21 protein-coding genes are annotated in these 20,683 nt (G+C 53.6%); 19 read left to right on the top strand and 2 right to left on the bottom strand.

The features are described from left to right. Positions 1 to 3 precede the first annotated feature (3 nt). The 5 genes from flgL to KNP77_RS06605 all read left to right on the top strand — a co-directional run bounded on the left by flgL (position 4) and on the right by KNP77_RS06605 (position 3,374). Positions 4 to 954, top strand: a complete 951-nt coding sequence (gene flgL / locus KNP77_RS06625; RefSeq protein WP_070328645.1) for a flagellar hook-associated protein FlgL — start codon at positions 4 to 6, stop codon at positions 952 to 954. Positions 955 to 960: 6 nt separating this feature from the next. Then, a complete protein-coding gene (locus tag KNP77_RS06620) occupies positions 961 to 1,536 on the top strand; it encodes a DUF6470 family protein (RefSeq protein ID WP_214889390.1) in 576 nt (191 codons plus the stop codon). 15 nt (positions 1,537 to 1,551) lie between these two features. Beyond that, positions 1,552 to 1,989, top strand: a complete 438-nt coding sequence (gene fliW / locus KNP77_RS06615; protein WP_131456634.1) for a flagellar assembly protein FliW — start codon at positions 1,552 to 1,554, stop codon at positions 1,987 to 1,989. Next, positions 1,989 to 2,216, top strand: a complete 228-nt coding sequence (gene csrA / locus KNP77_RS06610; protein WP_016509303.1) for a carbon storage regulator CsrA — start codon at positions 1,989 to 1,991, stop codon at positions 2,214 to 2,216. The genes fliW and csrA overlap by 1 nt, the downstream gene beginning before the upstream one ends. Before the next feature lie 99 nt (positions 2,217 to 2,315). Beyond that, entirely contained in the window at positions 2,316 to 3,374 is a 1,059-nt protein-coding gene (locus tag KNP77_RS06605) for a GGDEF domain-containing protein (protein WP_251138970.1), read from the top strand. Positions 3,375 to 3,404: 30 nt separating this feature from the next. Here the strand turns inward: KNP77_RS06605 and KNP77_RS06600 are convergent, their stop codons facing one another. After that, positions 3,405 to 4,319, bottom strand: a complete 915-nt coding sequence (locus KNP77_RS06600; protein ID WP_035386207.1) for a YitT family protein — start codon at positions 4,317 to 4,319, stop codon at positions 3,405 to 3,407. 120 nt (positions 4,320 to 4,439) lie between these two features. On the opposite strand from KNP77_RS06600, the gene KNP77_RS06595 reads away from it, so the two are divergent. Beyond that, positions 4,440 to 4,736: a putative quinol monooxygenase gene (locus KNP77_RS06595; RefSeq protein WP_214889388.1), complete on the top strand. Its 297-nt coding sequence runs from the start codon at positions 4,440 to 4,442 to the stop codon at positions 4,734 to 4,736. A 33-nt stretch (positions 4,737 to 4,769) separates the two neighbouring features. Here KNP77_RS06595 and KNP77_RS06590 read toward each other — a convergent pair whose 3' ends face one another. Beyond that, entirely contained in the window at positions 4,770 to 5,264 is a 495-nt protein-coding gene (locus KNP77_RS06590; RefSeq protein WP_016509305.1) for a hypothetical protein, read from the bottom strand. A gap of 158 nt (positions 5,265 to 5,422) precedes the next feature. Between KNP77_RS06590 and KNP77_RS06585 the strand changes: the two genes are divergently transcribed. The 13 genes from KNP77_RS06585 to KNP77_RS16060 all read left to right on the top strand — a co-directional run bounded on the left by KNP77_RS06585 (position 5,423) and on the right by KNP77_RS16060 (position 20,606). Next, entirely contained in the window at positions 5,423 to 5,908 is a 486-nt protein-coding gene (locus tag KNP77_RS06585) for a hypothetical protein (protein ID WP_251138969.1), read from the top strand. Positions 5,909 to 5,966: 58 nt separating this feature from the next. After that, a complete protein-coding gene (locus KNP77_RS06580; protein WP_214889384.1) occupies positions 5,967 to 6,794 on the top strand; it encodes a GNAT family N-acetyltransferase in 828 nt (275 codons plus the stop codon). A gap of 10 nt (positions 6,795 to 6,804) precedes the next feature. Then, positions 6,805 to 7,128, top strand: a complete 324-nt coding sequence (locus tag KNP77_RS06575) for a hypothetical protein (protein ID WP_251138968.1) — start codon at positions 6,805 to 6,807, stop codon at positions 7,126 to 7,128. 122 nt (positions 7,129 to 7,250) lie between these two features. After that, the gene (locus tag KNP77_RS06570; protein ID WP_214889379.1) at positions 7,251 to 8,540 is read left to right on the top strand and encodes a methyl-accepting chemotaxis protein; all 1,290 of its coding nucleotides are present in this window, start codon (positions 7,251 to 7,253) and stop codon (positions 8,538 to 8,540) included. Between the two features lie 62 nt (positions 8,541 to 8,602). Then, the gene (locus KNP77_RS06565) at positions 8,603 to 10,141 is read left to right on the top strand and encodes a PucR family transcriptional regulator (protein WP_214889377.1); all 1,539 of its coding nucleotides are present in this window, start codon (positions 8,603 to 8,605) and stop codon (positions 10,139 to 10,141) included. A gap of 249 nt (positions 10,142 to 10,390) precedes the next feature. Beyond that, positions 10,391 to 11,953 (top strand): xanthine permease, encoded by a 1,563-nt coding sequence (locus KNP77_RS06560; RefSeq protein ID WP_201739980.1) that lies wholly within the window; start codon positions 10,391 to 10,393, stop codon positions 11,951 to 11,953. Continuing rightward, positions 11,919 to 12,614: a cysteine hydrolase family protein gene (locus tag KNP77_RS06555; protein ID WP_251138966.1), complete on the top strand. Its 696-nt coding sequence runs from the start codon at positions 11,919 to 11,921 to the stop codon at positions 12,612 to 12,614. Before KNP77_RS06560 ends, KNP77_RS06555 begins: the two co-directional genes overlap by 35 nt. Then, positions 12,607 to 14,151, top strand: a complete 1,545-nt coding sequence (locus KNP77_RS06550) for a SulP family inorganic anion transporter (protein WP_214889373.1) — start codon at positions 12,607 to 12,609, stop codon at positions 14,149 to 14,151. The genes KNP77_RS06555 and KNP77_RS06550 overlap by 8 nt, the downstream gene beginning before the upstream one ends. Beyond that, complete coding sequence (locus tag KNP77_RS06545) at positions 14,151 to 15,005, top strand: oxamate carbamoyltransferase subunit AllH family protein (RefSeq protein ID WP_214889370.1); 855 nt, start codon at positions 14,151 to 14,153, stop codon at positions 15,003 to 15,005. Before KNP77_RS06550 ends, KNP77_RS06545 begins: the two co-directional genes overlap by 1 nt. Next, positions 14,965 to 16,518, top strand: a complete 1,554-nt coding sequence (gene fdrA, locus KNP77_RS06540; protein ID WP_214889367.1) for an acyl-CoA synthetase FdrA — start codon at positions 14,965 to 14,967, stop codon at positions 16,516 to 16,518. The genes KNP77_RS06545 and fdrA overlap by 41 nt, the downstream gene beginning before the upstream one ends. Further along, the gene (locus tag KNP77_RS06535) at positions 16,511 to 17,914 is read left to right on the top strand and encodes a YlbE family protein (protein ID WP_214889355.1); all 1,404 of its coding nucleotides are present in this window, start codon (positions 16,511 to 16,513) and stop codon (positions 17,912 to 17,914) included. Before fdrA ends, KNP77_RS06535 begins: the two co-directional genes overlap by 8 nt. Continuing rightward, positions 17,907 to 18,845, top strand: coding sequence for a carbamate kinase (gene arcC, locus KNP77_RS06530; protein WP_214889352.1), 939 nt, complete (start codon positions 17,907 to 17,909; stop codon positions 18,843 to 18,845). Before KNP77_RS06535 ends, arcC begins: the two co-directional genes overlap by 8 nt. A 114-nt stretch (positions 18,846 to 18,959) precedes the next feature. After that, on the top strand, positions 18,960 to 20,606 hold the full coding sequence (locus tag KNP77_RS16060; protein ID WP_285801009.1) for a flagellin N-terminal helical domain-containing protein: 1,647 nt from the start codon (positions 18,960 to 18,962) through the stop codon (positions 20,604 to 20,606). Positions 20,607 to 20,683 lie beyond the last annotated feature (77 nt).

The raw sequence follows: 20,683 nt of genomic DNA, 5'->3' as shown, positions 1-20,683 counted from the left end.
GTAATGCGTGTCACACAGACGATGCTCACACAGACGAACTTAAAACATTTATCGAGCAGCTATAACACGCTCGCCCGCGTCCAAGAACAACTGATCAGCGGGAAACGGATCCAAAAAGCGTCCGAGGACCCGGTCGTCGCGATGCAAGGCATCCGTTACCGGACCGAAGTGCGCGAAGTCGATCAGTTCCGCCGTAACGTCAGCGAGGCAACGAGCTGGATGGACTTGACCGACTCGACGTTGAACGAAGTGACGGAAGCCGTCAAACGGATCCGTGAACTGACGACGCAAGCGGCGAACGACACGTACGAGTCGTCACAACGCGAGATCATCAAGAGTGAGATCGACCAACTCGTCGAACATATCGGTTCGCTCGCGAACTCGAAAGCCGGCGAGAAGTATATTTATAACGGGACGAAGACGGATCAGCCGCTTATCGATATGGACAAGTTAAAGGGCTATTTAAAGAACGATCCTTTAAATCCGGTCACGATTGCTGAAATTTATACAGCAAACGAAATACCGGGTGATCCTGACCCGAGCGGCAAAATCGAGTTCGAAGTCTCGAAAGGGATCAAGATGCAAGTGAACATGCAACCGGAGACAGTCTTTGGACAAAAGCTGTTTGAGGGACTTCAAAAGTTAAGTGGCTTGCTTGGCGCAGCGACGACAGGCGGGGCCGAATTATCAGCCGAACTGGCGACGCTCGACACGCTCGGTCAAAGCTTGATTACGGAGCGGGCCGAACTCGGGGCTCGCGCCAACCGGCTCGAACTCGTCGATAATCGTCTGCAAGACCACGAGATCATCGCCAAGACGATCATGTCGAACAATGAAGATATCGATATCGAGAAAGTCATCATGGAGCTCAAGTCACATGAGACGGTACACCGGGCCGCACTCTCAGCCGGGGCCCGCATCATCCAACCGACGCTCCTCGACTTCCTCCGGTAAGCGCGGATGAACCTGGCGAGACTTGAGATGCGGCAGACACAGGCCGCGATCCAGATGACGTCGAACCGCCCCGTGCTCGAGATGAGACAAGGGCGGGCCGACGTGTCGATGACGCAAGGCAAGGTCGAGATGACGCAACAGACGAGACAAGGCACGCTCGAAGTCGACTCATCGGTCGCACGCAGTGAGAGCAATTTGAAAAGCGCGCTCGAACTCGGCCGCTACTTCGGCCAGCTCGGCGAACAAGGTGTGCGCGAGGCGACGAGCCAGACGGCACAAGAAGGCGATCAACTCATGCGGATCGAGAACGGTAACCCGATCCCGAGCATCGCTGCGAGCAAAGTGAACGACCCGTACCCGATCGTCGACATGGGCTATATGCCGAAGTCGATCGACCGCGTCAAGTTGACGTATACGCCGGCGGATGTCAAAATCGAATGGAACCTGACGCCGGCACAAATAGATGTATCGCTTACCCCGGCCGAGATTTCGTTCACACCATGGACGACGGACATCTCGCTTCGCCAAGAGGCGTCGCTCGAGATGTGGCCAATCGGTGGCATGTATGATGAGACGCGTTGAAAGTGAGGACAAACCATGTTCATTGAGACAGATTATTTTGGCAAGATTGAAGTGAATGATGAAGAGACGATTTCGTTCGTCAGCGAGGTGCCCGGTTTTCCGGACTCGAAGACGTTCGTCCTCATCCCGTACGGGGACGACCTCCCGTTCTGGTCGTTGCAGTCGATCGAAGATGCGGCTTGTGCGTTCGTCGTGACGAACCCGTTTTGGCATAAGGCGGATTATGCGTTCGAACTGACGGACGGTGCCAAGGAGCAGCTCGCGATCGGTGAGGCCGAGCACGTCTCGGTATACGCCATCGTCACGCTTCGCGAACCGTTCGACGCCTCGACGCTCAACTTGAAGGCACCGATCGTCATCGAGACGAAAGAGCGCCGTGGCAAGCAAGTCATCTTAGACGATGCCTACTCGGCCCGCTACCCGCTCGGCGGCCAGAAAGCAGAGGTGCGCTGATGCTCGTATTGAAACGAAAACAAGGTGAGGCGATCCATATCGGCGACGATGTGACGCTCACCGTGCTCGCCATCGAAGGCGACCAAGTCAAGCTCGGCATCGACGCCCCGCGTCACATCGACATCCATCGCCACGAGGTGTATGTCCAGATGCAAACCGAGAATGAATCGGCCCGCGATAGTGCCAATTTGATGAAACAAATGCTTAAAAACAAGTCGGAAGCATGAGCTTTCGACTTTTTGGCTGGCTGAATTTTTAGATAGGCTGACACGTGTCGCACGGGTACGATAGGATAGACAGGAAGAATTGGGAAAGGATTGGGTCGATTGGGTCAGGTTGTAAATATTTTTTTCATCAATATCAGCATCATCTATTTGCTCATTTCGTTGACGTTTTATGTGATGCGTGACGTTTTGCCGATTCAAGTGTCGTCACCGCTCGCCATCCGCATCGGGTTCGGACTGTCGAACGGACTGATCGCTGTGTTGCTGACGATCAACTCAATCATAGTCGACGGTGCCAAAATCGACCTGCGGATCATCCCGTTCGCACTCGCGGCGGCATTCGCCGGTCCGGTCGGGGTGACCGTCGCCATCATCACATCTGTCGCGGCCAGGTTGATGACAGAGGGATTCAGTATGATCATCATGAACGCCTTCGTCATGATCGGCATTTTTTGGGTGATTGCCGTCGGGCTCGGTCGCCAATCGGTGCGCCGAGGTCATTCGTTCGCGGTGTACATCGCGATCGGCATGGCGCTCGTCCTCGTCCGCGTCGTCGGCAACGTCTCGCTCGATACGTTTATCGACGTGTTCATCCCGTATTTCCTGATGACATCGCTCGGGGCTTGGATGTGCTACTGGGGTGCCAAGAAGTTGGAGACCCACCTTTGGATGTTCCGTCTGCATACCCATCGGGCGACGGTCGACGAGTTGACGGGACTCCCGAACCGCTACATGACGCTCGAACGGTTGAGCGAGGTGGAACTGTCGGGTCGGCCGTGGGCACTCTTCGTCATCGATGTCGACCATTTCAAGCAATTGAACGATACATATGGCCATCGTGCCGGCGACGAGGCGTTGCGTCAAATCGGTGAGACGTTACGCCTGAACTGCCCGGACGGGGGATTTGTCGGTCGGTACGGCGGTGAAGAATTTTTGATGGTCGTCGAAGGTTCAGGAGAGGCCGTCGTGGCGCTTGCCGACGCGGTCGTCGATGTCGTCCGTGAGACACCGTTCACGTTCGAAGGGGAAACGATCCCGATGACGATCTCGATCGGGGCGTCGGTCGCCGACGCCGAACCGAGCATGCTTGTGTTCGAGCGGGCCGATGCGGCGCTTTATGCGGCGAAGATGAGCGGACGCGATCAGGCACGATTAGGATAACGCGAAAGGTCGGCCCTGAGGCCGACCTTTTTAGTGGATATTTTTCTTTTTGAACTGTCCGCCCCGGACGTCGTAAATGTTGCCGATGGCGAGGAACGCCTTCTCGTCATAGTCGTCGAGGATGTCTTTCAGTTTCGTCTCCTCTAAGCGGCTGATGACGGTGAAGATGACTTTCTTGCCGTCGCCCGTGTACGCCCCTTCGCCGTGAAGGTACGTCACGCCGCGGCCGAGCCGGTCCATGATCGCCTGACCGATCTCATCTGGTTCGGTCGTGATAATCCATGCCGATTTCGATTGGTCGATCCCTTCTAACACGATGTCGATCGTCTTGAAGGCGACGAAATAAGTGATGAGCGAGTACATGGCCCGGTCCCAACTGAAGACGAAGCCGGCCGTGCCAAGGATGAAGATGTTGAAGAACATGACGATCTCGCCGACGGAGAACGGGAGCCGGTCCGTGAACGACACGGCCAAAATCTCGGTCCCGTCGAGCGAACCGCCGGCCCGAATGACGAGCCCGATCCCGGCGCCGAGCAAGAAACCACCGAACACGGTCGAGAGGAGCAGATCGTCCGTGAACGGTTCGATCGAGTGAAACAGGATCGTGAAGCCCGACATGAGTAAGATGGCGACGAGCGTGACGACGGCGAACGTCTTCCCGATCTGACGGTAGCCGAAGTAAATGAACGGCAAGTTGAACAGGACGAGCCAGATGGCGATTTTTGTTTCGGTCAGATAAGAGACAATGATCGAGACGCCGACGATGCCGCCGTCGATAATCTGGTTCGGGACGAGGAACGCCTCGAGCCCGATGGCGAAAATGAAGGAGCCGATCAAGAGGAGCAGCGCTTTCGCGAAGAGCTCGGTCGGTTTGATTGGATTATGTTCCCGCTTTAAGCGGAGCACTTCCTCCGGGGTCGGGGAAGGCATCGGTGGACGCTGCATCGCGTATCGCCCCTTTCCTTTTTGTTTTAGTATAGCAAACCTCACAGCGGATTTTACGGTCGAGGCAGGAAATCTGACACAAATTGTGGAACAAGTCGAGATTCAGGAAGGAGAGATTGTATGCGTCCATATGGATTGTTCGGCAAGTTGACCGCCGTCCCGGGTGAGCGCGACACGTTGCTCGCGATCTTGCTCGAGGCGGCCGAGGCGATGAAACAGGAGTCAACGTGCGCTATGTACCGGGTGAACGTCTCACTCGATGACGACTCGATTCTCGTCTACGAGGTGTGGGAAAGTGTAGACGCCCATCAGCAGTCGCTCTCGCTTGAGACGACGAAGACGCTGATCGAGCGGGCGCGATCGGTCTTGGCCAAAGTCGAGCGCTTGGCCGTGTTCGAGCCTAGAGGCGGGCATTGAAAAACATCCACGTCCGCGGACGTGGATGTTTTATCAAGATTTCGTCAAACTGCCTTTGACCTGCTCATAAAACTCGTCCATCATGCCGGTACGGCTGCCGAGCTGACAGATGAGTTCGAGCGTCTCTTTATAGAACTTTTTGACGAGTCCTTTGTTTTTGACTTCCATCGACGCGAGCGTCTTGTCGAGGTTTTGGAGAATCTCTTCGATCTGGTTGTCCGAGTCTGGTTTGACGACCGTCATGTTGTCCGGGATCTTGACGACTTTTTCTTGTTCCTGGTGACGGAACGAGGCGCCGAAGCCGAGGTTCTCGATGAACAAGTGCGGCATCGCCTTCTGACCGAAGAATTGTTGGTGCCACTCGCTCGCTTTCATCGTGTCCATGTCTTGCTTGAACGTGGACGCCGTCGAGACGTATTTTTTAAACAGATCCGTCATGAACTTTTCGATGACCGGGATTTGCAGGGCGAAGACGTTTTTCAAGAGCGCGTCGAGCTGTGCGCGCGACAATTGGGATTCGTTTGACATGTCAGTTCCTCTTTTCTGTAATACGATATCTTTATCGTATGGGATTGGCGGACGGGCGTCAACGCATCCTAAAAAGTTTTTTCAGAATATTTAATGATTTGGTGATGTTTTGTGCGATAATCGTCTCATGGCAGTCATCAAAGAGGAGTGAGTTCAACATGAATAAAACAGTAAAATGGGCCGTCGCGCTCGGCGTGACAGGTGCCCTCGTCGCAACGGTCGGCGTCGTCTCGTCACGCGGACGGACCGATGATACGTCACAGACGATCCGTGACCGCGACCTCGGCTACGAGATCATTCTCCCGTCGAAGATCGCCGAGGCGATCGAGCGCGGTGACGTCTATATCGAGAAAGCACAAGACGTCGTCGATGTCGGCGATAAAAATAGCTACGGCACGTTCGACCTCTACTATAATGTCGAGGAGGGGGACGACCAACTGTTGTTCCACCTTGACTTGATCGACCGTGAACTCTCAGAAGAGGCGTTCGCGACCGAAATCGGTTACGGCAACTATCTCGGCGCGAGCGACAAGACGTTCTTCTGGGTCGAGCCGACCGAGGCCGTCCCAGGTGCCGAGGCACATACGGACGAGATCGCGGAGCTGCTCGAGACGCTCCCGGAGCTCGAGTTCCGCACGTTATGAGTCAGCCCGCTTCGGCGGGCTTTTTCGATTATGCTACAATACAGTTGAGGTGATTCGTATGAATTGGACAGTAGAAGAAGCAAGACAGGCAGAACATGTAACAGCGCTCGAAGGAGCGGTCAACGCGCATGACGCGATCGACGTGAAAATCGGTCACGTCGCGGTCGGACAGAACGACTACGCCGTCTATGACGGTGAACAGTTGATCGGTTATTTGATGTTGTTCCCGTATCTCCCGAACGAGTATGAGGTCAACGCGCTCGTCCATCCGGACTACCGCAAGCAAGGCGTCTTCACGGCGCTCCTAGATGCAGCGAAACGCGACGCGAAAGAGAACGGTTGCGAGGCGTTCACGTTCGTCATCGACCGCAAGTCGAAGTCGGGTAAGGCGGTCGTCGACCACATTCAAGCGGCGTATCAGTTCTCGGAGTACAACCTCGTCTTGAAGAAGGCCGAGCTGTTCTTGAAACCGAACGAAGTGTCGCTCCGTGAGGCGACCGACGCCGACCGCCCTGTCATCATCGAGACGCTCAGTGAGGCGTTCGGTGACCCGGTCGACGTGACCGAGAACATCTACAGCCAAATCGACACGCCGGACCGGGTGACATACATCGGTGAGGTCGAAGGCCGTCCCGTCGGTGTCATCCGCGCGCTATTGTCAGGTGACGATGCCGCGAGCATCCACGCGTTCGGTGTGCGGGCGAGTGATCAAGGTCAGGGCTACGGCACGAAGATGTTGAAGCAGATGGTCCAACAACTGTTCCGAATGGGACGCACGAAGCTAGAACTCGACGTCGAGACCGAAAACAAGGCCGCGCTCGAGATCTACAAGCGGGCCGGATTCGCGGAGAACGGCGGCTATGAGTTTTACTTATTAGAACTGTGAGGTGGAGACGATGGTTCGCAATTTGAAATGGTTAGGTGCCGCGTTCGAGGCATTGCTCGGCATCCCGGTGCTCGGTGGGCTGTTCATCATCAGTATGGGTTATTCACCGCTCGGATTCATGCTCGTGTTTCACATCGTCGTGTTGATCCTGTCGGTATCGCGGCTGAACAAAGTCTCGTTCGGCCCGATTGTTGGGATCACGGCGTCGGTGCTCGGCTTTATCCCGTTCGTTGGCATGATGTTGCACTGGGTGGCGGCGATCGCTCTTGCGATCGATGCGCTCACGACGACCCGTGAACGGGCACGTGTGACAAAAGAAAACGACCGGTTTTAACGGACGCTCTCGAAGTCGAGGGCGTTTTTTTCATTGACCAAAAATTCAAGTGGAAACGCTATACAAAAGCTTCCAAGTGGACGATATAGAAGGTGATGAATTGCACAGAGGAGGAACTCATAGTGAAAGTATTTAAAAACTTTACGACTCAACTGCTTGCCTGGATTTTGGTTACGTCCTTCATTACAGGCGGAGCGGTCGGGTTCATCACGCTTCAATTAACTGAGCTCGAACTAGCTAAAGGTCAGGTCATGCTCGTCGGGACAGCTGTGGCCCTGCTCATTTCAGTACTAGGTGGGGTCGTCATTTACTTGATCGCCCGTCGCCCGCTTAAAGCGATCGAGTTAGCGTCAGACAAGGCGGTCGAGGTCGGCAACGGCGACTTGACGGTCGTGTTCGCGAGCGAGACGACGAGCGACCGCTCGGAGATGGGACGTCTGCTTCTGTCGATGGACAACATGGTCGAACACTTGCGGGAACAAGGGACGAACATGCGCTATACGGCGGACCAATTGACGGGTTCCGCGCAAGAGATTGCGGCAGCGGTCCAAGAAGGCAACACGGCCGGCGAAAGCATCCGCTCGGCGATGAACGCCTTGAACAAGATGCTTGAAGACAATGTCAACGCGACATACAGCTCGATGGACCTGCTCGGTGCCGTCGCCCGGACGATGGAGAACATCCGTAAAGAGATGGGCTCGGCGCTCGAATCGGCGAGCGAGATGCAGCAAGAAGCCGAGAGCGGGAAAGGTTTGGCCTCGTCGTCGGTCGACGCGATGCATGCGATCGCTGGGAAAGTCGAACAGTCGTCGACACTCAATAGTCAATTGACGGAGAAGACAGGTGAGATCTCACGCATCACAGACGTCATCAGCGACATCTCGGCGCAGACGAACTTGCTTGCCTTGAACGCATCGATTGAAGCAGCGCGGGCCGGTGAGCACGGACGCGGTTTCGCGGTCGTCGCAGCGGAAGTCAAAAAGCTCGCTGAACAGACGGCGAACTCGACGCAAGAAATCACAGATTTGATTGTCGACGTCAAACGTTTGGTTGGCGACACGTCGTCATCGATGGCGAACGTGAAAGCAGAAGTCGAGACGGGTGTCGGGCTCGTCGAGAAAGCGGGCGGTGCGTTCGCGACAATCCACAGTTCGGCGAACGAAGTGTACAGCCACGTCCATTCGGTCGATGCACTGTTGGATGAGTCACGTGGACAGATCGATTCGGTCGTGACGAACTCGGCTGGTATCGTCGGGATGGTTGAAGAAGCGTCACGCTACGCGACGGAAGTCACGTCGGCGGCGAGCCAACAGGCGGCGAGCCTCGGCGAAGTGAACGGTGCGATGACGGAACTTGTCCGTGTCGCGGAGAGTTTGCAGAACGAGACGGAGCAAATGAAGACGGAAGCGTAATTCTTAAAGCGTATGCGAAATGCATGCGCTTTTTTGCTACACTACAGGTGGAGGGATGTCTCGTGAAAATTGATGTGGAAGCAGTCCTGTCACTCCCGGCGTATGCTGGGGCGACCGTCATCGCCGGTCGAAACGGGATGAACCGGGGCGTGAACAACGTCTCATTCATGGAAGTGCCTGATATTTTGCCATACGTCTCAAAAGGGAATTTATTGCTGACTACGTTTTATCCGATTGCGGGTAACGAAGTGGCGATGCAACAACTAGTTCCGCGATTGGCTGAAAAAGGACTGGCTGGTCTTGCGGTGAAAGTTGGCCGATACGTCACGGAAATCCCGGAAGTCATGATTGAGGCGGCCGACCGGAACGACTTTCCGCTCATCGTGCTGACGGAAGATGCGAATTTGTCTGAATTGAGCAACGCCGTCCTCGAAGTCTTGTTAGAAAAACAGAACTCGATTCTGAAGTTTCGAGATGAGATTCATCAACAGCTGATGCGATTACTACTGAACGGGGCCCATATCAATACGTTTGTCACCGTATTGTCCGGTATGATTCAAATGCCTGTTTTTTTATTTTCGGGATATGGGGAACTGCTCGCCCATTCGGTTTCAGATGAACCGTTCGAACGGGATGAGACCACGATGACGTTAGGGAACCGGACATTCGGTCTCGACGAAGTCATCCGGCAACCGATTCGGGTCGGTGAGGAACAGCTCGGGGAATTGATTGCTTTAGATGTCGCAGAAAAGCGAAATTCGAATATTCACGTCGCGATGGAGCAGGCGTCGATTTTACTCGCACTCGATTTTCAACGAGAACGTGCCATCGTTCAGCAAGAACGTAATTATTTAGATGCTTTTTTACGAGATATTTTAAACGGAAGGTTCCGGAGCGAAGAGGAAGTCATCCGACGCGCCAATACATTCAATTGGGAATTGACGTTGCCTCTCGGTATGATTGCCGTCGAGCGAAAATCTTCGCTCGCATTCTCGGAAAATGAAACGATTGAGCGGTTCGAACGCTGGTTATCAGGACGGTTTGCCGAGCGAGATTTCGTACATAAAGTGATTTATTATGAGGACAGTTTGATTTGTTTCTTAAACAAACCGGAGAAAAAATCGCTTGCAGAAATCGGGAACTACATTTACGACCAAGCTGAACGAGCAGGGTACGATGTGATCATCACCTATTCGCGAATGGTCGACCATTTACGAGACGTAGCGAACGAGTATGAGCGATTGCGTCAAGCGTTACGAATTATGCGTTCGATCGATACCGAGCCTGTGCAATCCTATGATGCGCTCGGCGTCTACTCGATTCTGTTCGAGCTCCAGGATGAGACGTCGCTTCAAGAATTTGTGGAGAGTCGGATCGGTCCGATTTTAGGTGAAGAAGAGTTGTTGCGGACGTTGCTTATGCTGATTAGATGCCAAATGAACGTTCAAAAAGCATCCCAACACTTATTCATACACTACAATACGTTGCGTTACCGTATCGAGCGGTTGAAAGATTTAGGGTTGGAATTAAACGACGGGGAAAAAATGAGCGAGTATTATGTGGCCTATCAAGCCCATCACTTGCTGAAAAGCCGTCTTTGAGACGAATGGTTGGCCATTTCATGGCGACGATTCGTCTTTTTGTTTGTACAATGTGTGACAGCAATCAAGTGGTAAGTAGGTAAACAAGCATGGTTGAGCCATTTCAAAGGCTATTATCAATAGTTGATAAAATGAAAGCGTTTCATTCGTGTTTTGTTGACAATGATTGATAAAAGCGTCGGTGTTACTTTAAGGGTGTACCAATAATTCGCGAATTTGCAGTCATCATTAAGAAATGAGGTCATGCCTATGGACTCACCATTTCGTATCAAATATTGGACAAGGGGAGATGTGGACGGATACTTCGGCCTATTCACCAACAATTTAACAAATCTACTCGTGATGGCGGGGTTGCTTCATCTTGCCATCGGTCTGCCGGTCGCCCTCGTATACGGTAAAATATTGCCCGCTGTCGGATTGTCCATTTTTGTCAGCAGTCTATTTTATACGTATATGGCCGTTCGTCTGGCCAAGGCGGAACAGCGGACGGATGTCACAGCGCTACCGACCGGCGTCAGCGTCCCGCACATGTTCTTGATCGTCTTTTTGATCATGGGTCCCGTGTACTGGAAGACACAAGACCCGTACCTCGCCTGGACGACCGGTCTCGTCTGGTGCTTCGTTAACGGCCTGATCGCAATGAGTGGTTCGCTGATTGGCCCGAAGATTCGGGAATGGCTACCTCGTCCTGCGATGCTCGGGACACTGACCGGGGTGTCGCTCACCTTTATCGCGATGGCACCCGCGATGGATACGTGGGATGTACCGTATATCGGACTCGTGTCACTTAGCATCATCCTGCTCGGTTGGTTCGGGAAAGTGAAGATGCCGTTCCGCCTTCCGGTCGGACTCGTCGCCATCGTTGTCGGTACGTTGATTGGTTGGGTGAGCGGGGTGATGGATGTGCGCGAGGTGAGCGAGTCGCTCGCAGCGGTCAATTTGTCGGCACCGACCTTTTCGCTCACGCGTCTTCTCGATGGATGGTCGGTCGCCCTTCCGTTTCTCGCCTCGGCTGTGCCGCTTGGTATCTATAACTTCATGGAAACGATCGATAATCTTGAGAGCGCGGAAGTCGCTGGTGACAAATACCCGACGCGGCAAGCACTCGTGTTCGACGCCACGTCGACACTCGTTGCGAGCTCGTTTGGAAGCCCGTTTCCGATTGCGGTTTATATCGGCCACGCCGGATGGAAAGAAGCGGGGGCACGGCTTGGCTATTCGTGGATGACTGGTGTGACGATGCTCGTCTTGACCTGGTTTGGCATCGTTTCCGTGTTATACGCCATCATCCCAGTCGTCGCGATTTTACCGATCCTAATCTATATCGGTCTTATCATCGGTGCCCAGGCGTTCCAGGAGACGAGCCCACGCTACGCCCCGGCCATCATTTTGGCCATCATTCCTTGGGTGGCGAACTGGGGGCACAACATCGTCAATACGTCGTTGAATGCGGCCGGAACAGATGCGTCGACCGTCGGTTACGCTTCGATTCTCGCGGCTGGTCTCAACTATGAAGGAATGGCGGCACTCGGTGCGGGTGCGATTCTTGTCAGCGTGCTGTGGGCAAGTATCCTCGTCTTTATCATCGACCGAGATTTCGCGAAGGCTGCATTCACGAGCCTCATCGCGGCAATCCTTGCCTTCTTCGGGATCATCCATGAGGAAACGGTCGGCTTCGCTGTCAACAACGGAATGGCCCTCAGTTATGTCATCATCGGAGTGCTGTTTTACATCGTCGGAAAAAATAAATCAACCCATCAACTAGGAGGACTTAACAATGAATACGACAACCGAAATGATCATGCAAGCTAAACCCTATGAATTTACGTTCCGCTCTGAGTCGACGGCACTCGTCTTGATTGATATGCAACGCGATTTTTGTGCACCGGGTGGATTCGGTGAAAAACTCGGAAACGATATCACCCTCACCCAATCGATCATTCCACAGACGAAGCGTGTCCTCGAGGCGGCACGTGCCGCCGGCATGACCGTCATCCATACGCGTGAAGGACATGTGCCGGACTTGTCGGACTGCCCGCCAAGCAAATTGAATCGCGGGAAAAAGCAAGGCGCTGGCATCGGTGATGAAGGTCCGATGGGACGTATCCTCGTCCGCGGCGAATACGGGCATGATATCGTCGATGAGTTGAAACCACTAGATGGAGAGACGATCATCGACAAACCCGGAAAAGGTGCTTTCTACAATACAGAACTTGACGACGTGTTGAAGCAAAAAGGGATCACCCATCTCCTCGTCGGGGGTGTGACGACGCATGTGTGTGTACAGACGACCATCCGGGAAGCGAACGACCGGGGTTACGAGTGTCTGTTGCTTGAAGACTGTTCGGCAGCGTTTGACCCGAAAGACCACGAGGACTCGATTCGGATGATTCACCAACAAGGGGGCATCTTCGGCTGGACGGCACCGTCTAGTGAATTCTTGAACGCGATCGGAGGAGAAGACCATGAATGACCGACACGTCACCCCATGGTTCGTGAAAGGGGATTTGAACGGCTTCTTCGGTTTATTCAGTAACGTGCTCACGAACTTGTTGGCGGCGATCGGGTTACTCGTGTTCGCCATCAACATGCCGGGCGATATCGTCTACGGAAAAATCGTACCGGCGACGGCTGTCGCGGTCGGTCTCGGTGGGATCATCCTCGCTATCCAGGCTCGTCGCCTATCGCAACGGGAAGGCCGTGACAACGTCACGGCGATGCCATACGGGATCAGTGTCCCACACTATTTTGTCGTCGCCTTCGCCGTCATGTTGCCGGTCTACGTTCAAACGAATGACTGGATGATCGCCTGGGCGGTCGGGGTCGCCTGGAATATCGTCCAAGGACTCATCATGACACTCGGTGCGTTCATCGGACCGTTCATTCAAAAGTATATTCCGCGCTCGGCGATGCTTGCGTCGCTCGCGGGGATCGCGCTCACCTACATCGCGATGAACCCGCTCGGCCAAGTGTACACGACACCTTACATCGGTCTGTTGACACTCGTCATCGTCCTCGCCGGATGGCTCGCCCACAAGCGGCTCCCGGGAAATATGCCGGCTGGTCTCATGGCGATCGCGGTCGGGATGGTGCTCGCTTGGGCGACCGGATACATGGACTTCAATGAGGTCCGCACAGCCGCAGCCGGGTTCTCGGTCGCATTCCCGTCCATTTTCGGATTTGATTTGCTCGCAGAAGGATTCGCCTTGCTCGCACCGTTCTTGCCGGCTGCGATCCCGCTCGCGATTTATGACTTCCTAGAGAGCCTAGACAATATCGAAAGTGCCTCGGCGGACGGGGACCATTATCCGACGACCGTAACGATGCTCGTTCCAGGGTTGCTCACACTCGTCGGCGCCGTACTCGGAAGCGTCTACCCGATGATCATCTACATCGGACATCCAGGCTGGAAAAAAGCCGGGGCACGCGTCGGGTATTCGCTCGCGACCGGGGTCGGAGTCATGATCCTCGCCTTCCTCGGATTGCTCCCGCTCGTCTTGTCTGTCATTCCGCTCGTCGCATTGCTACCGATTCTCGTTTACATCGCGATGGTCATCGGGGCACAAGCGTTCGGGGAGACGGAGAAACGGCACATCCCGGCGCTCATTATCGCACTCATGCCGTTCATCGCCAGCTATATTATCACCCAAATCAACAATACGCTCGGCGCCATCGGCACATCGGCTCAAGAAGTCGGCTATGCGACACTCGCCGCGAACGGCATCCCTTATCTCGGATGGCGGACGCTCGGCTCAGCAGACATTTTGGTATCGATGCTCCTCGCGACGATCGTCATCTATATCATCGATAAGAAGTTCCGCCTCGCCGCGGTCTACGCAGGGATTGCCGCACTCCTTTCCTTCTTCGGCATCATCCATAGTGCTGAAATTGGGATTGGCGTCGGGATGGATGTGACCATCGGCTACCTCGTCGCAGCAGCGGGTCTCGTCGGACTCAGTTACTATCGGGCTAGTGAGGACCAAGTTGTAGAGCAAGAGAAGGTGTCATAATGTTGCGGCTCGAGGGGGGTCGTCGAGATGAAGCGCTTGATATCGTTCAGTTGAACGGTCAAGTCGGCTATGTACACAGTGTCTTTCAAAACGTGTTGAACATCGAGTTGTTCGAGGGCGATCGCTTGATTGCCATCTCTACGCCACGGCGTCCACTCGCGCCAGACATGATTCAACTGAATCAGATGATTGATTTTCGAACTGTCGCACCTGATATCGGCAACCGGGTCACCTTTGGAGAAGTCCTCGCCTTTGAGAACGGAATACAGGTGTCGCTTGAGGCGACACCTGTCAACCTTCTCGTCAAGACTTGCGAGTTCGACGATGCCTCAATCGATAGACTCTACACGTTTCTCGTGACGTATGGGAGAGCAGGCGGAATGCTCCGTCCTTATCAGAAAATGATGGAGGGTACGGCGACCGGCCACTGGAACGCGGAAGAACGATTCATCGATCAGGTTATGCAGGAAGGCCGTCTCGAACGATTGATTGGGCTCGGGCCTGGCCTCACGCCCGCAGGTGACGATTTCGTGAGCGGTAAAATACTCGGAGACCAGATACTCGGGAGAGTACCTGAACTTGGATGGGGCGCGCTGCTTGAGAGTCGTGATAAGACGACGCGTGTCAGTTACCAAATGTTGCGTCACGCCTATCATGGACGGACGAACGAAGCAGTGCTCGCTTTTTTTGAACAATTGACAGATACAGCCATGCAGGAAGCGGCAAAACGTGTACTTGAAATCGGCTCCACGTCAGGTACCGATTTTTTATCGGGCGTCCACGCCGCACTCATCGAACAAAGGAGTGGGAAACTTGGATCATCAAACGATCATAAAGAAGAGAACATATCATGATTCGGTGACGCTCATGTCACTCGCAGGTAAATTGAAGAAGCAAGACGGGGTCGAGGAAGTCATCGTTTCGATGGCGACCCCGATGAACAAAGAATTGCTTGAAAACGTTGGACTCATGACAGAAGAGGCGAGCACGGCGACGGACGCCGACTTGATCATCGCGTGCCGGGCTGAGGCGGACGTTCTGCCATCGATCCTCGCAGAAGTCGACGAGGCGCTTGGTGCTAAAAAGACAGCGACGAAACGAAACGGGAAAACGAGTGTGACGACTTTCGGCGCGGCGCTCGACATGAGTCCGGACGCGAACCTCGCGGTCATCTCGGTACCCGGTGAGTTCGCAGCACGTGAAACGCGACGGGCGCTCGAACAAGGGCTCCACGTCATGTTGTTCAGTGACAACGTCTCGGTCGAAGACGAGCGTGACTTGAAGACATACGCCGCGGAAAAAGGGCTGTTCGTCATGGGACCGGACTGTGGCACGGCGATGATCAACGGAACCGGACTCTGTTTCGCCAATGACGTGAAGCGGGGCGGCATCGGGATGGTTGCTGCCTCTGGCACGGGACTCCAAGAAGTGATGGTCCAAGTCGACCGTCTCGGTTATGGTGTGTCGCAAGCAATCGGGACGGGGGGACGTGACTTGTCGAGTGCGATTGGTGGCATCATGATGCGGCAAGGTATCGACGCATTGCTCGCGGACGAGTCGACGGACGTGCTCGTCGTCATTTCGAAACCACCTGCGCCAGAAGTCGAACAGATGATTCTTGAGCGGGTCGCTCGTGCGACGAAACCGGTCGTGCTCTGTCTCCTCGACGGGAAAGCGCCCGCTGATCTGCCAAAACATGTGACGTTCACGACGACGTTGTTCGAGGCGGCGCTCGCCGCAGCCCGGACGTATGACTCGAATCTTGAAGTGGAGCTCGTCTCAGACGAGGCATTGACATGGAGCCGTGTCGTACACCGGACACAAGGGACAGAGCGGTTCATTCGCGGTCTGTTCTGTGGAGGGACACTCACGGCCGAGGCGCTGTCGATTTTACGGTACCGGGTCAGCCCGCTCACGAGTAACGTCGCGAAACGGACAGAAGAAAAAATGCCAGACATCTTCATGAGCGCGGGCCATACGCTCGTCGACCTCGGGGACGACGCGTTCACGGTCGGTAAGCCTCACCCGATGATTGAACCGGCGCTCCGGAACGGTCGTATCTTACAAGAGGCGGCTGATCCGACGTGTGGGGTACTCTTGCTCGATTTCGAGCTCGGTTATGGATCACACGACGATCCGGTCGGCGAGACGCTTGAAACGTTGAAAGCAGCACAGGACATCGCGAAACGTGACGGACGCATCCTACCGATTGTGACGTATATTTGCGGCACGGAGACAGATAAACAAGGGTATGCCGATCAGAAGCACCGTCTTGAACAGATTGGCGCGTACGTCGCTCGAAGTAACGCTGAGGCGGTCGAAATCGCTTGTACCATTGTCAAAAAAGGAGTGGAAATCCATGGCTAACTTGTTTGATTCAACGTTACACGCAATTAATATCGGTGCGTCTACGTTCTCAAAAGACATCGATCGTCAAGGGACGGATGTCGTTCAATATGACTGGTCACCGCCTGCCGGTGGGGACATGTCGCTGCTTGCCGTCCTCGATCAACTGAACACAAGCGAGACAGAAGAAAAGAACGCCGAGGCCGTCGCGAAGATCAAAGCGGCGCATCCGATGCTCGTCGGCATCAATCATGCCCGCTATGAGATCCCAGGGATGCACGCGCGTCTCATCTTGCACGCCGGGCCGCCCGTCGAATGGCGTGATATGTGCGGACCGATGCAAGGTGCGGTCATCGGGGCCCTCTTATATGAAGGTCTAGCGACGACAGAAGCCGAGGCACGCGAACTCGCGGCGTCTGGTGACATAGAATTCGCGCCGTGTCACGAGCATGACGCCGTTGGACCGATGGCCGGGGTTATCTCGCCGTCGATGCCGGTTCACATCATTGAAAATGTTACCGATGGCAACCGGGCCTACTGCACGGTCAACGAAGGGCTTGGTAAAGTGCTCCGCTTCGGGGCGTTCTCGAATGATGTGCTCGAGCGATTGCGCTGGATCGAGAAAGTATATATGCCAGCGTTGCAAAAAGCGCTCGATGTCTCGGGAGCGGTCGATCTTCGTGCCTTGATCGCCCAAGCGCTCCATATGGGAGACGAGTGCCATAACCGCAACAAGGCGGCGACGAGCTTGTTCTTACGGGACATGTTACCGGCATTCCTTGCAGCGGACATGACGGACGACGTCCGGAAACAAGCGCTCGCGTTCATTCAAAAGAACGAGCATTATTTCCTCAACTTGTCGATGCCGGCAGCCAAGGCGTCGCTTGAGACCGGGCACGGCATCAAAGGATCGACGATTGTCACGGCGATGGCCCGGAACGGCGTTGATTTCGGCATTCGTGTGAGCGGGCTTGACGGTTGGTTCACGGCAAAGGCGAACTATGTCGAAGGACTGCTGTTCCCAGGTTATACAGTCGAAGATGCGGCACCGGACCTTGGCGACAGTGCAATCACCGAGACGCTCGGGATTGGCGGGTTTGCCATGGGCGGGGCACCGGCCATCGTCCAGTTCGTCGGCGGGGCCGTCGAGGACGCGCTCGATTATTCGCGGTCGATGTATACGATCACAGAGGACGAGAACAACACGTACTCGATCCCGACACTCGATTTCCGTGGCACACCGCTCGGGATCGACGTTCGAAAAGTCATCGAGACGGGAGTCCTCCCGGTCATCAATACGGGGATGGCACACCGTGAGGCTGGAATCGGTCAAGTCGGGGCCGGCATCGTCCATCCGCCGCTCGATTGTTTCATAAAAGCGTTGAAAGCCTATTCAGAGGAGGTCAGCCATGTCTAACGTACTGATTGCATTAGGTGGGAACGCGCTCGGTAACAACCCGGCCGAGCAGCTCGAACTGGTCCGGGAAGCGGCGCGCTCGATCGTCGATTTAATTGAAGCGGGGCACGGGGTCATCGTCGCGCACGGGAACGGTCCTCAAGTCGGAATGATCCATCAGGCGTTCGACGAAGCCGACCAGCTTCCTGACGTCCCGATGGCGGAAGCCGTGGCGATGAGCCAAGGGTATATCGGATATCATTTGCAGCAAGCGCTTCGCGAAGAGTTGCGTCAGCGAAATATCGACAAAGCGGTCGCCTCGATTGTGACGCAGACCGTCGTCGCCGCAGATGATCCCGCTTTCTCCAATCCAACGAAGCCGATCGGGCAGTTTTATTCGAAAGATGAAGCAGGTCGGTTTGAGAAACGAGGAATGGTCTTTGTCGAGGATGCTGGACGTGGGTACCGACGCGTCATCCCATCGCCTGAACCGATGGAGGTTGTGGAAATCGAAGTGATTCGGACGCTCGTTACGGCTGGTCATATCGTCATCGCTGGCGGTGGAGGTGGCATTCCCGTCATTGAACAAGAGGGACGACTCGTCGGGGTCGATGCGGTCATCGATAAAGACCGGGTGAGCGAGCTGCTCGCACGCGAGCTCGACGTCGACATCTTATTCATCCTGACGGCCGTCGATCAAGTCGCCGTCGACTTTGGGAAGCCGACGCAGCGTGGGTTGGACCGGATATCGGTGGCGGAAGCCCAAATGTATATCGAGGACGGACAGTTCCCAGAGGGCAGCATGTTACCGAAAGTGGAAGCGGCACTCGCTTTCGTGACATCTCGTTTCGGACGCGAAGCGATCATCACGTCGCTCGAGCGAGCGGGTGAGGCGATTCATGGGAAGACGGGGACAAAGTTTGTGGATGAAGCTAGAACAGCTGTGAAGTGAGGAGGAGCGGCCCAGAGATGGGTCGCTTTTCTGTTTAATTTAAAAATAATAATCAAAACGTGTAACTTTTTTTTGAAAAGACTAAACAGAATCGAGATGACTCCGATATAGAGTATGGAAACGCAAAAACGTTGCCAACTAATACAAGGCGAGGGCCGGCCTAAACCTTGTATGCTCGGACAAATGGATTTGGAAGAGCGGAAAAACTCAAACCTATGGAGGGAAATTAAAATGATTATTAACAATAACATGAACGCAATGAACGCACACCGTAACATGTCGTTCAACACGACTCAAACTGGTAAAGCGATGGAAAAATTATCTTCAGGTCTTCGTATCAACCGTGCTGGCGATGACGCAGCTGGTCTTGCGATTTCTGAAAAAATGCGCGGACAGATTCGCGGTTTAGACCAAGCGACACGTAACTCACAAGACGGCATTTCATTGATTCAAACAGCTGAAGGTGCATTGAATGAAACTCATGATATTTTACAACGGATGCGTGAGTTAGCGGTTCAGTCTTCAAACGATACGAATAATGATACAGATCGTACTGAAATTCAAAAAGAAGTTGACCAATTAGCTCAAGAAATAACAAGAATCGCAAACAATACAGAGTTTAACCAGCAAAGTCTATTAAATGGCGGAATCACATCTGAAGGAAAAGGTGATTTGAAATTCCACATTGGTGCAAATAACGGGCAAAATATTTCATTGTCAATTAAAGCAATGGATGCTTCTTCATTAGGTGTAGCTAGAGATTTAACAACTGGAAATCTTGCTAACGCCACGAAAATTAGCAGTATCGAATTTGATAAAGCAGACGTTGGTACAAGTGTGATTGATAAGTCAAACCTTACAATTTCAGCAACTGTAGAAGTGGCTGATCGTGGAGTTGTAGGAACAACAACTGCAATTTCTGGAACAACTATTACAACTGCAGAAAATACAGATGCCTACAATGGTTACACAGTAACTATTAACCATGGTGGGGCAAGTGGTTCAGCTAGTGCCACAATCGATAATACAGCACGTACTATTAGCGTCAATGTTTTTGACGATAGTAAAACAGCAGCTGCTATTCAGGGAGCATTAAATACAGCCACCGGTGGCTCACAGGTGTTTGTTGCTACTGGAGATAATGGTTTAACAACTGGAAATGGTTCTGCGGCTATTGGAAGTGGTGCAAAAGACACAGTATCCATCGCAATCACAAATGGAACTACAACAGAAACTGTTAAGGTTCAATCTGATGCAACGAAAGCTACTTTCTCAGGAGCTGGGTACAAAGGAATCACAGTCAATTTCTCTGGTGGGGACTTAACGACAAACGCTACTCCAGGTTCTGCCACTACAGCAGCATCTTCTGTGGCTGGTACTATTTCAGTTGTACAAACTGAAGCGAAGGCTGCAGAATTTGTTAATAATGAACTTACTAAAGGCGCTGTAGCAGATGCTGGTATCAATGTATCAAAACAAGATAAAGCGAGTGAAGCGGTAAAAACCATTAATGATGCAATTGAAAAAGTATCTTCTGAACGTTCTAAATTAGGAGCTGTTCAAAACCGCCTTGAACACACAATCAACAACTTAAGCACTTCGGCTGAAAACCTTCAAGCAGCTGAATCACGTATCCGTGACGTAGACATGGCGAAAGAGATGATGAACTTCACGAAGAACAACATCCTCAACCAAGCTGCGCAAGCAATGATGGCTCAATCGAAATCTCAACCAGAAGCAGTCCTTCAACTTCTTCGGTAAGATTTACGGGCGTCTTATCTGGTAACGGATAAGAGTACAACTGGGTGAATTGCTGGGACTCCTTAGAGCCCTCCTTA

Origin of the sequence: Exiguobacterium sp. s142 (assembly GCF_018618455.1) — a bacterium.
In the GTDB taxonomy this organism is placed as follows: domain Bacteria; phylum Bacillota; class Bacilli; order Exiguobacteriales; family Exiguobacteriaceae; genus Exiguobacterium; species Exiguobacterium aurantiacum_A.
This window is presented reverse-complemented; position numbering and strand designations above follow the sequence as displayed.

Coding starts and splice junctions, on each gene's coding strand:
- KNP77_RS06585 (WP_251138969.1), top strand. CDS start 5,423: ATGAATAAAACAGTAAAATGGGCCGTCGCGCTCGGCGTGACAGGTGCC.
- fliW (WP_131456634.1), top strand. CDS start 1,552: ATGTTCATTGAGACAGATTATTTTGGCAAGATTGAAGTGAATGATGAA.
- KNP77_RS16060 (WP_285801009.1), top strand. CDS start 18,960: ATGGAAACGCAAAAACGTTGCCAACTAATACAAGGCGAGGGCCGGCCT.
- csrA (WP_016509303.1), top strand. CDS start 1,989: ATGCTCGTATTGAAACGAAAACAAGGTGAGGCGATCCATATCGGCGAC.
- KNP77_RS06555 (WP_251138966.1), top strand. CDS start 11,919: ATGAATACGACAACCGAAATGATCATGCAAGCTAAACCCTATGAATTT.
- KNP77_RS06580 (WP_214889384.1), top strand. CDS start 5,967: ATGAATTGGACAGTAGAAGAAGCAAGACAGGCAGAACATGTAACAGCG.
- KNP77_RS06620 (WP_214889390.1), top strand. CDS start 961: ATGAACCTGGCGAGACTTGAGATGCGGCAGACACAGGCCGCGATCCAG.
- arcC (WP_214889352.1), top strand. CDS start 17,907: ATGTCTAACGTACTGATTGCATTAGGTGGGAACGCGCTCGGTAACAAC.
- KNP77_RS06535 (WP_214889355.1), top strand. CDS start 16,511: ATGGCTAACTTGTTTGATTCAACGTTACACGCAATTAATATCGGTGCG.
- flgL (WP_070328645.1), top strand. CDS start 4: ATGCGTGTCACACAGACGATGCTCACACAGACGAACTTAAAACATTTA.
- KNP77_RS06560 (WP_201739980.1), top strand. CDS start 10,391: ATGGACTCACCATTTCGTATCAAATATTGGACAAGGGGAGATGTGGAC.
- KNP77_RS06550 (WP_214889373.1), top strand. CDS start 12,607: ATGAATGACCGACACGTCACCCCATGGTTCGTGAAAGGGGATTTGAAC.
- KNP77_RS06590 (WP_016509305.1), bottom strand. CDS start 5,264: ATGTCAAACGAATCCCAATTGTCGCGCGCACAGCTCGACGCGCTCTTG.
- KNP77_RS06545 (WP_214889370.1), top strand. CDS start 14,151: ATGTTGCGGCTCGAGGGGGGTCGTCGAGATGAAGCGCTTGATATCGTT.
- KNP77_RS06595 (WP_214889388.1), top strand. CDS start 4,440: ATGCGTCCATATGGATTGTTCGGCAAGTTGACCGCCGTCCCGGGTGAG.
- KNP77_RS06600 (WP_035386207.1), bottom strand. CDS start 4,319: ATGCAGCGTCCACCGATGCCTTCCCCGACCCCGGAGGAAGTGCTCCGC.
- KNP77_RS06575 (WP_251138968.1), top strand. CDS start 6,805: ATGGTTCGCAATTTGAAATGGTTAGGTGCCGCGTTCGAGGCATTGCTC.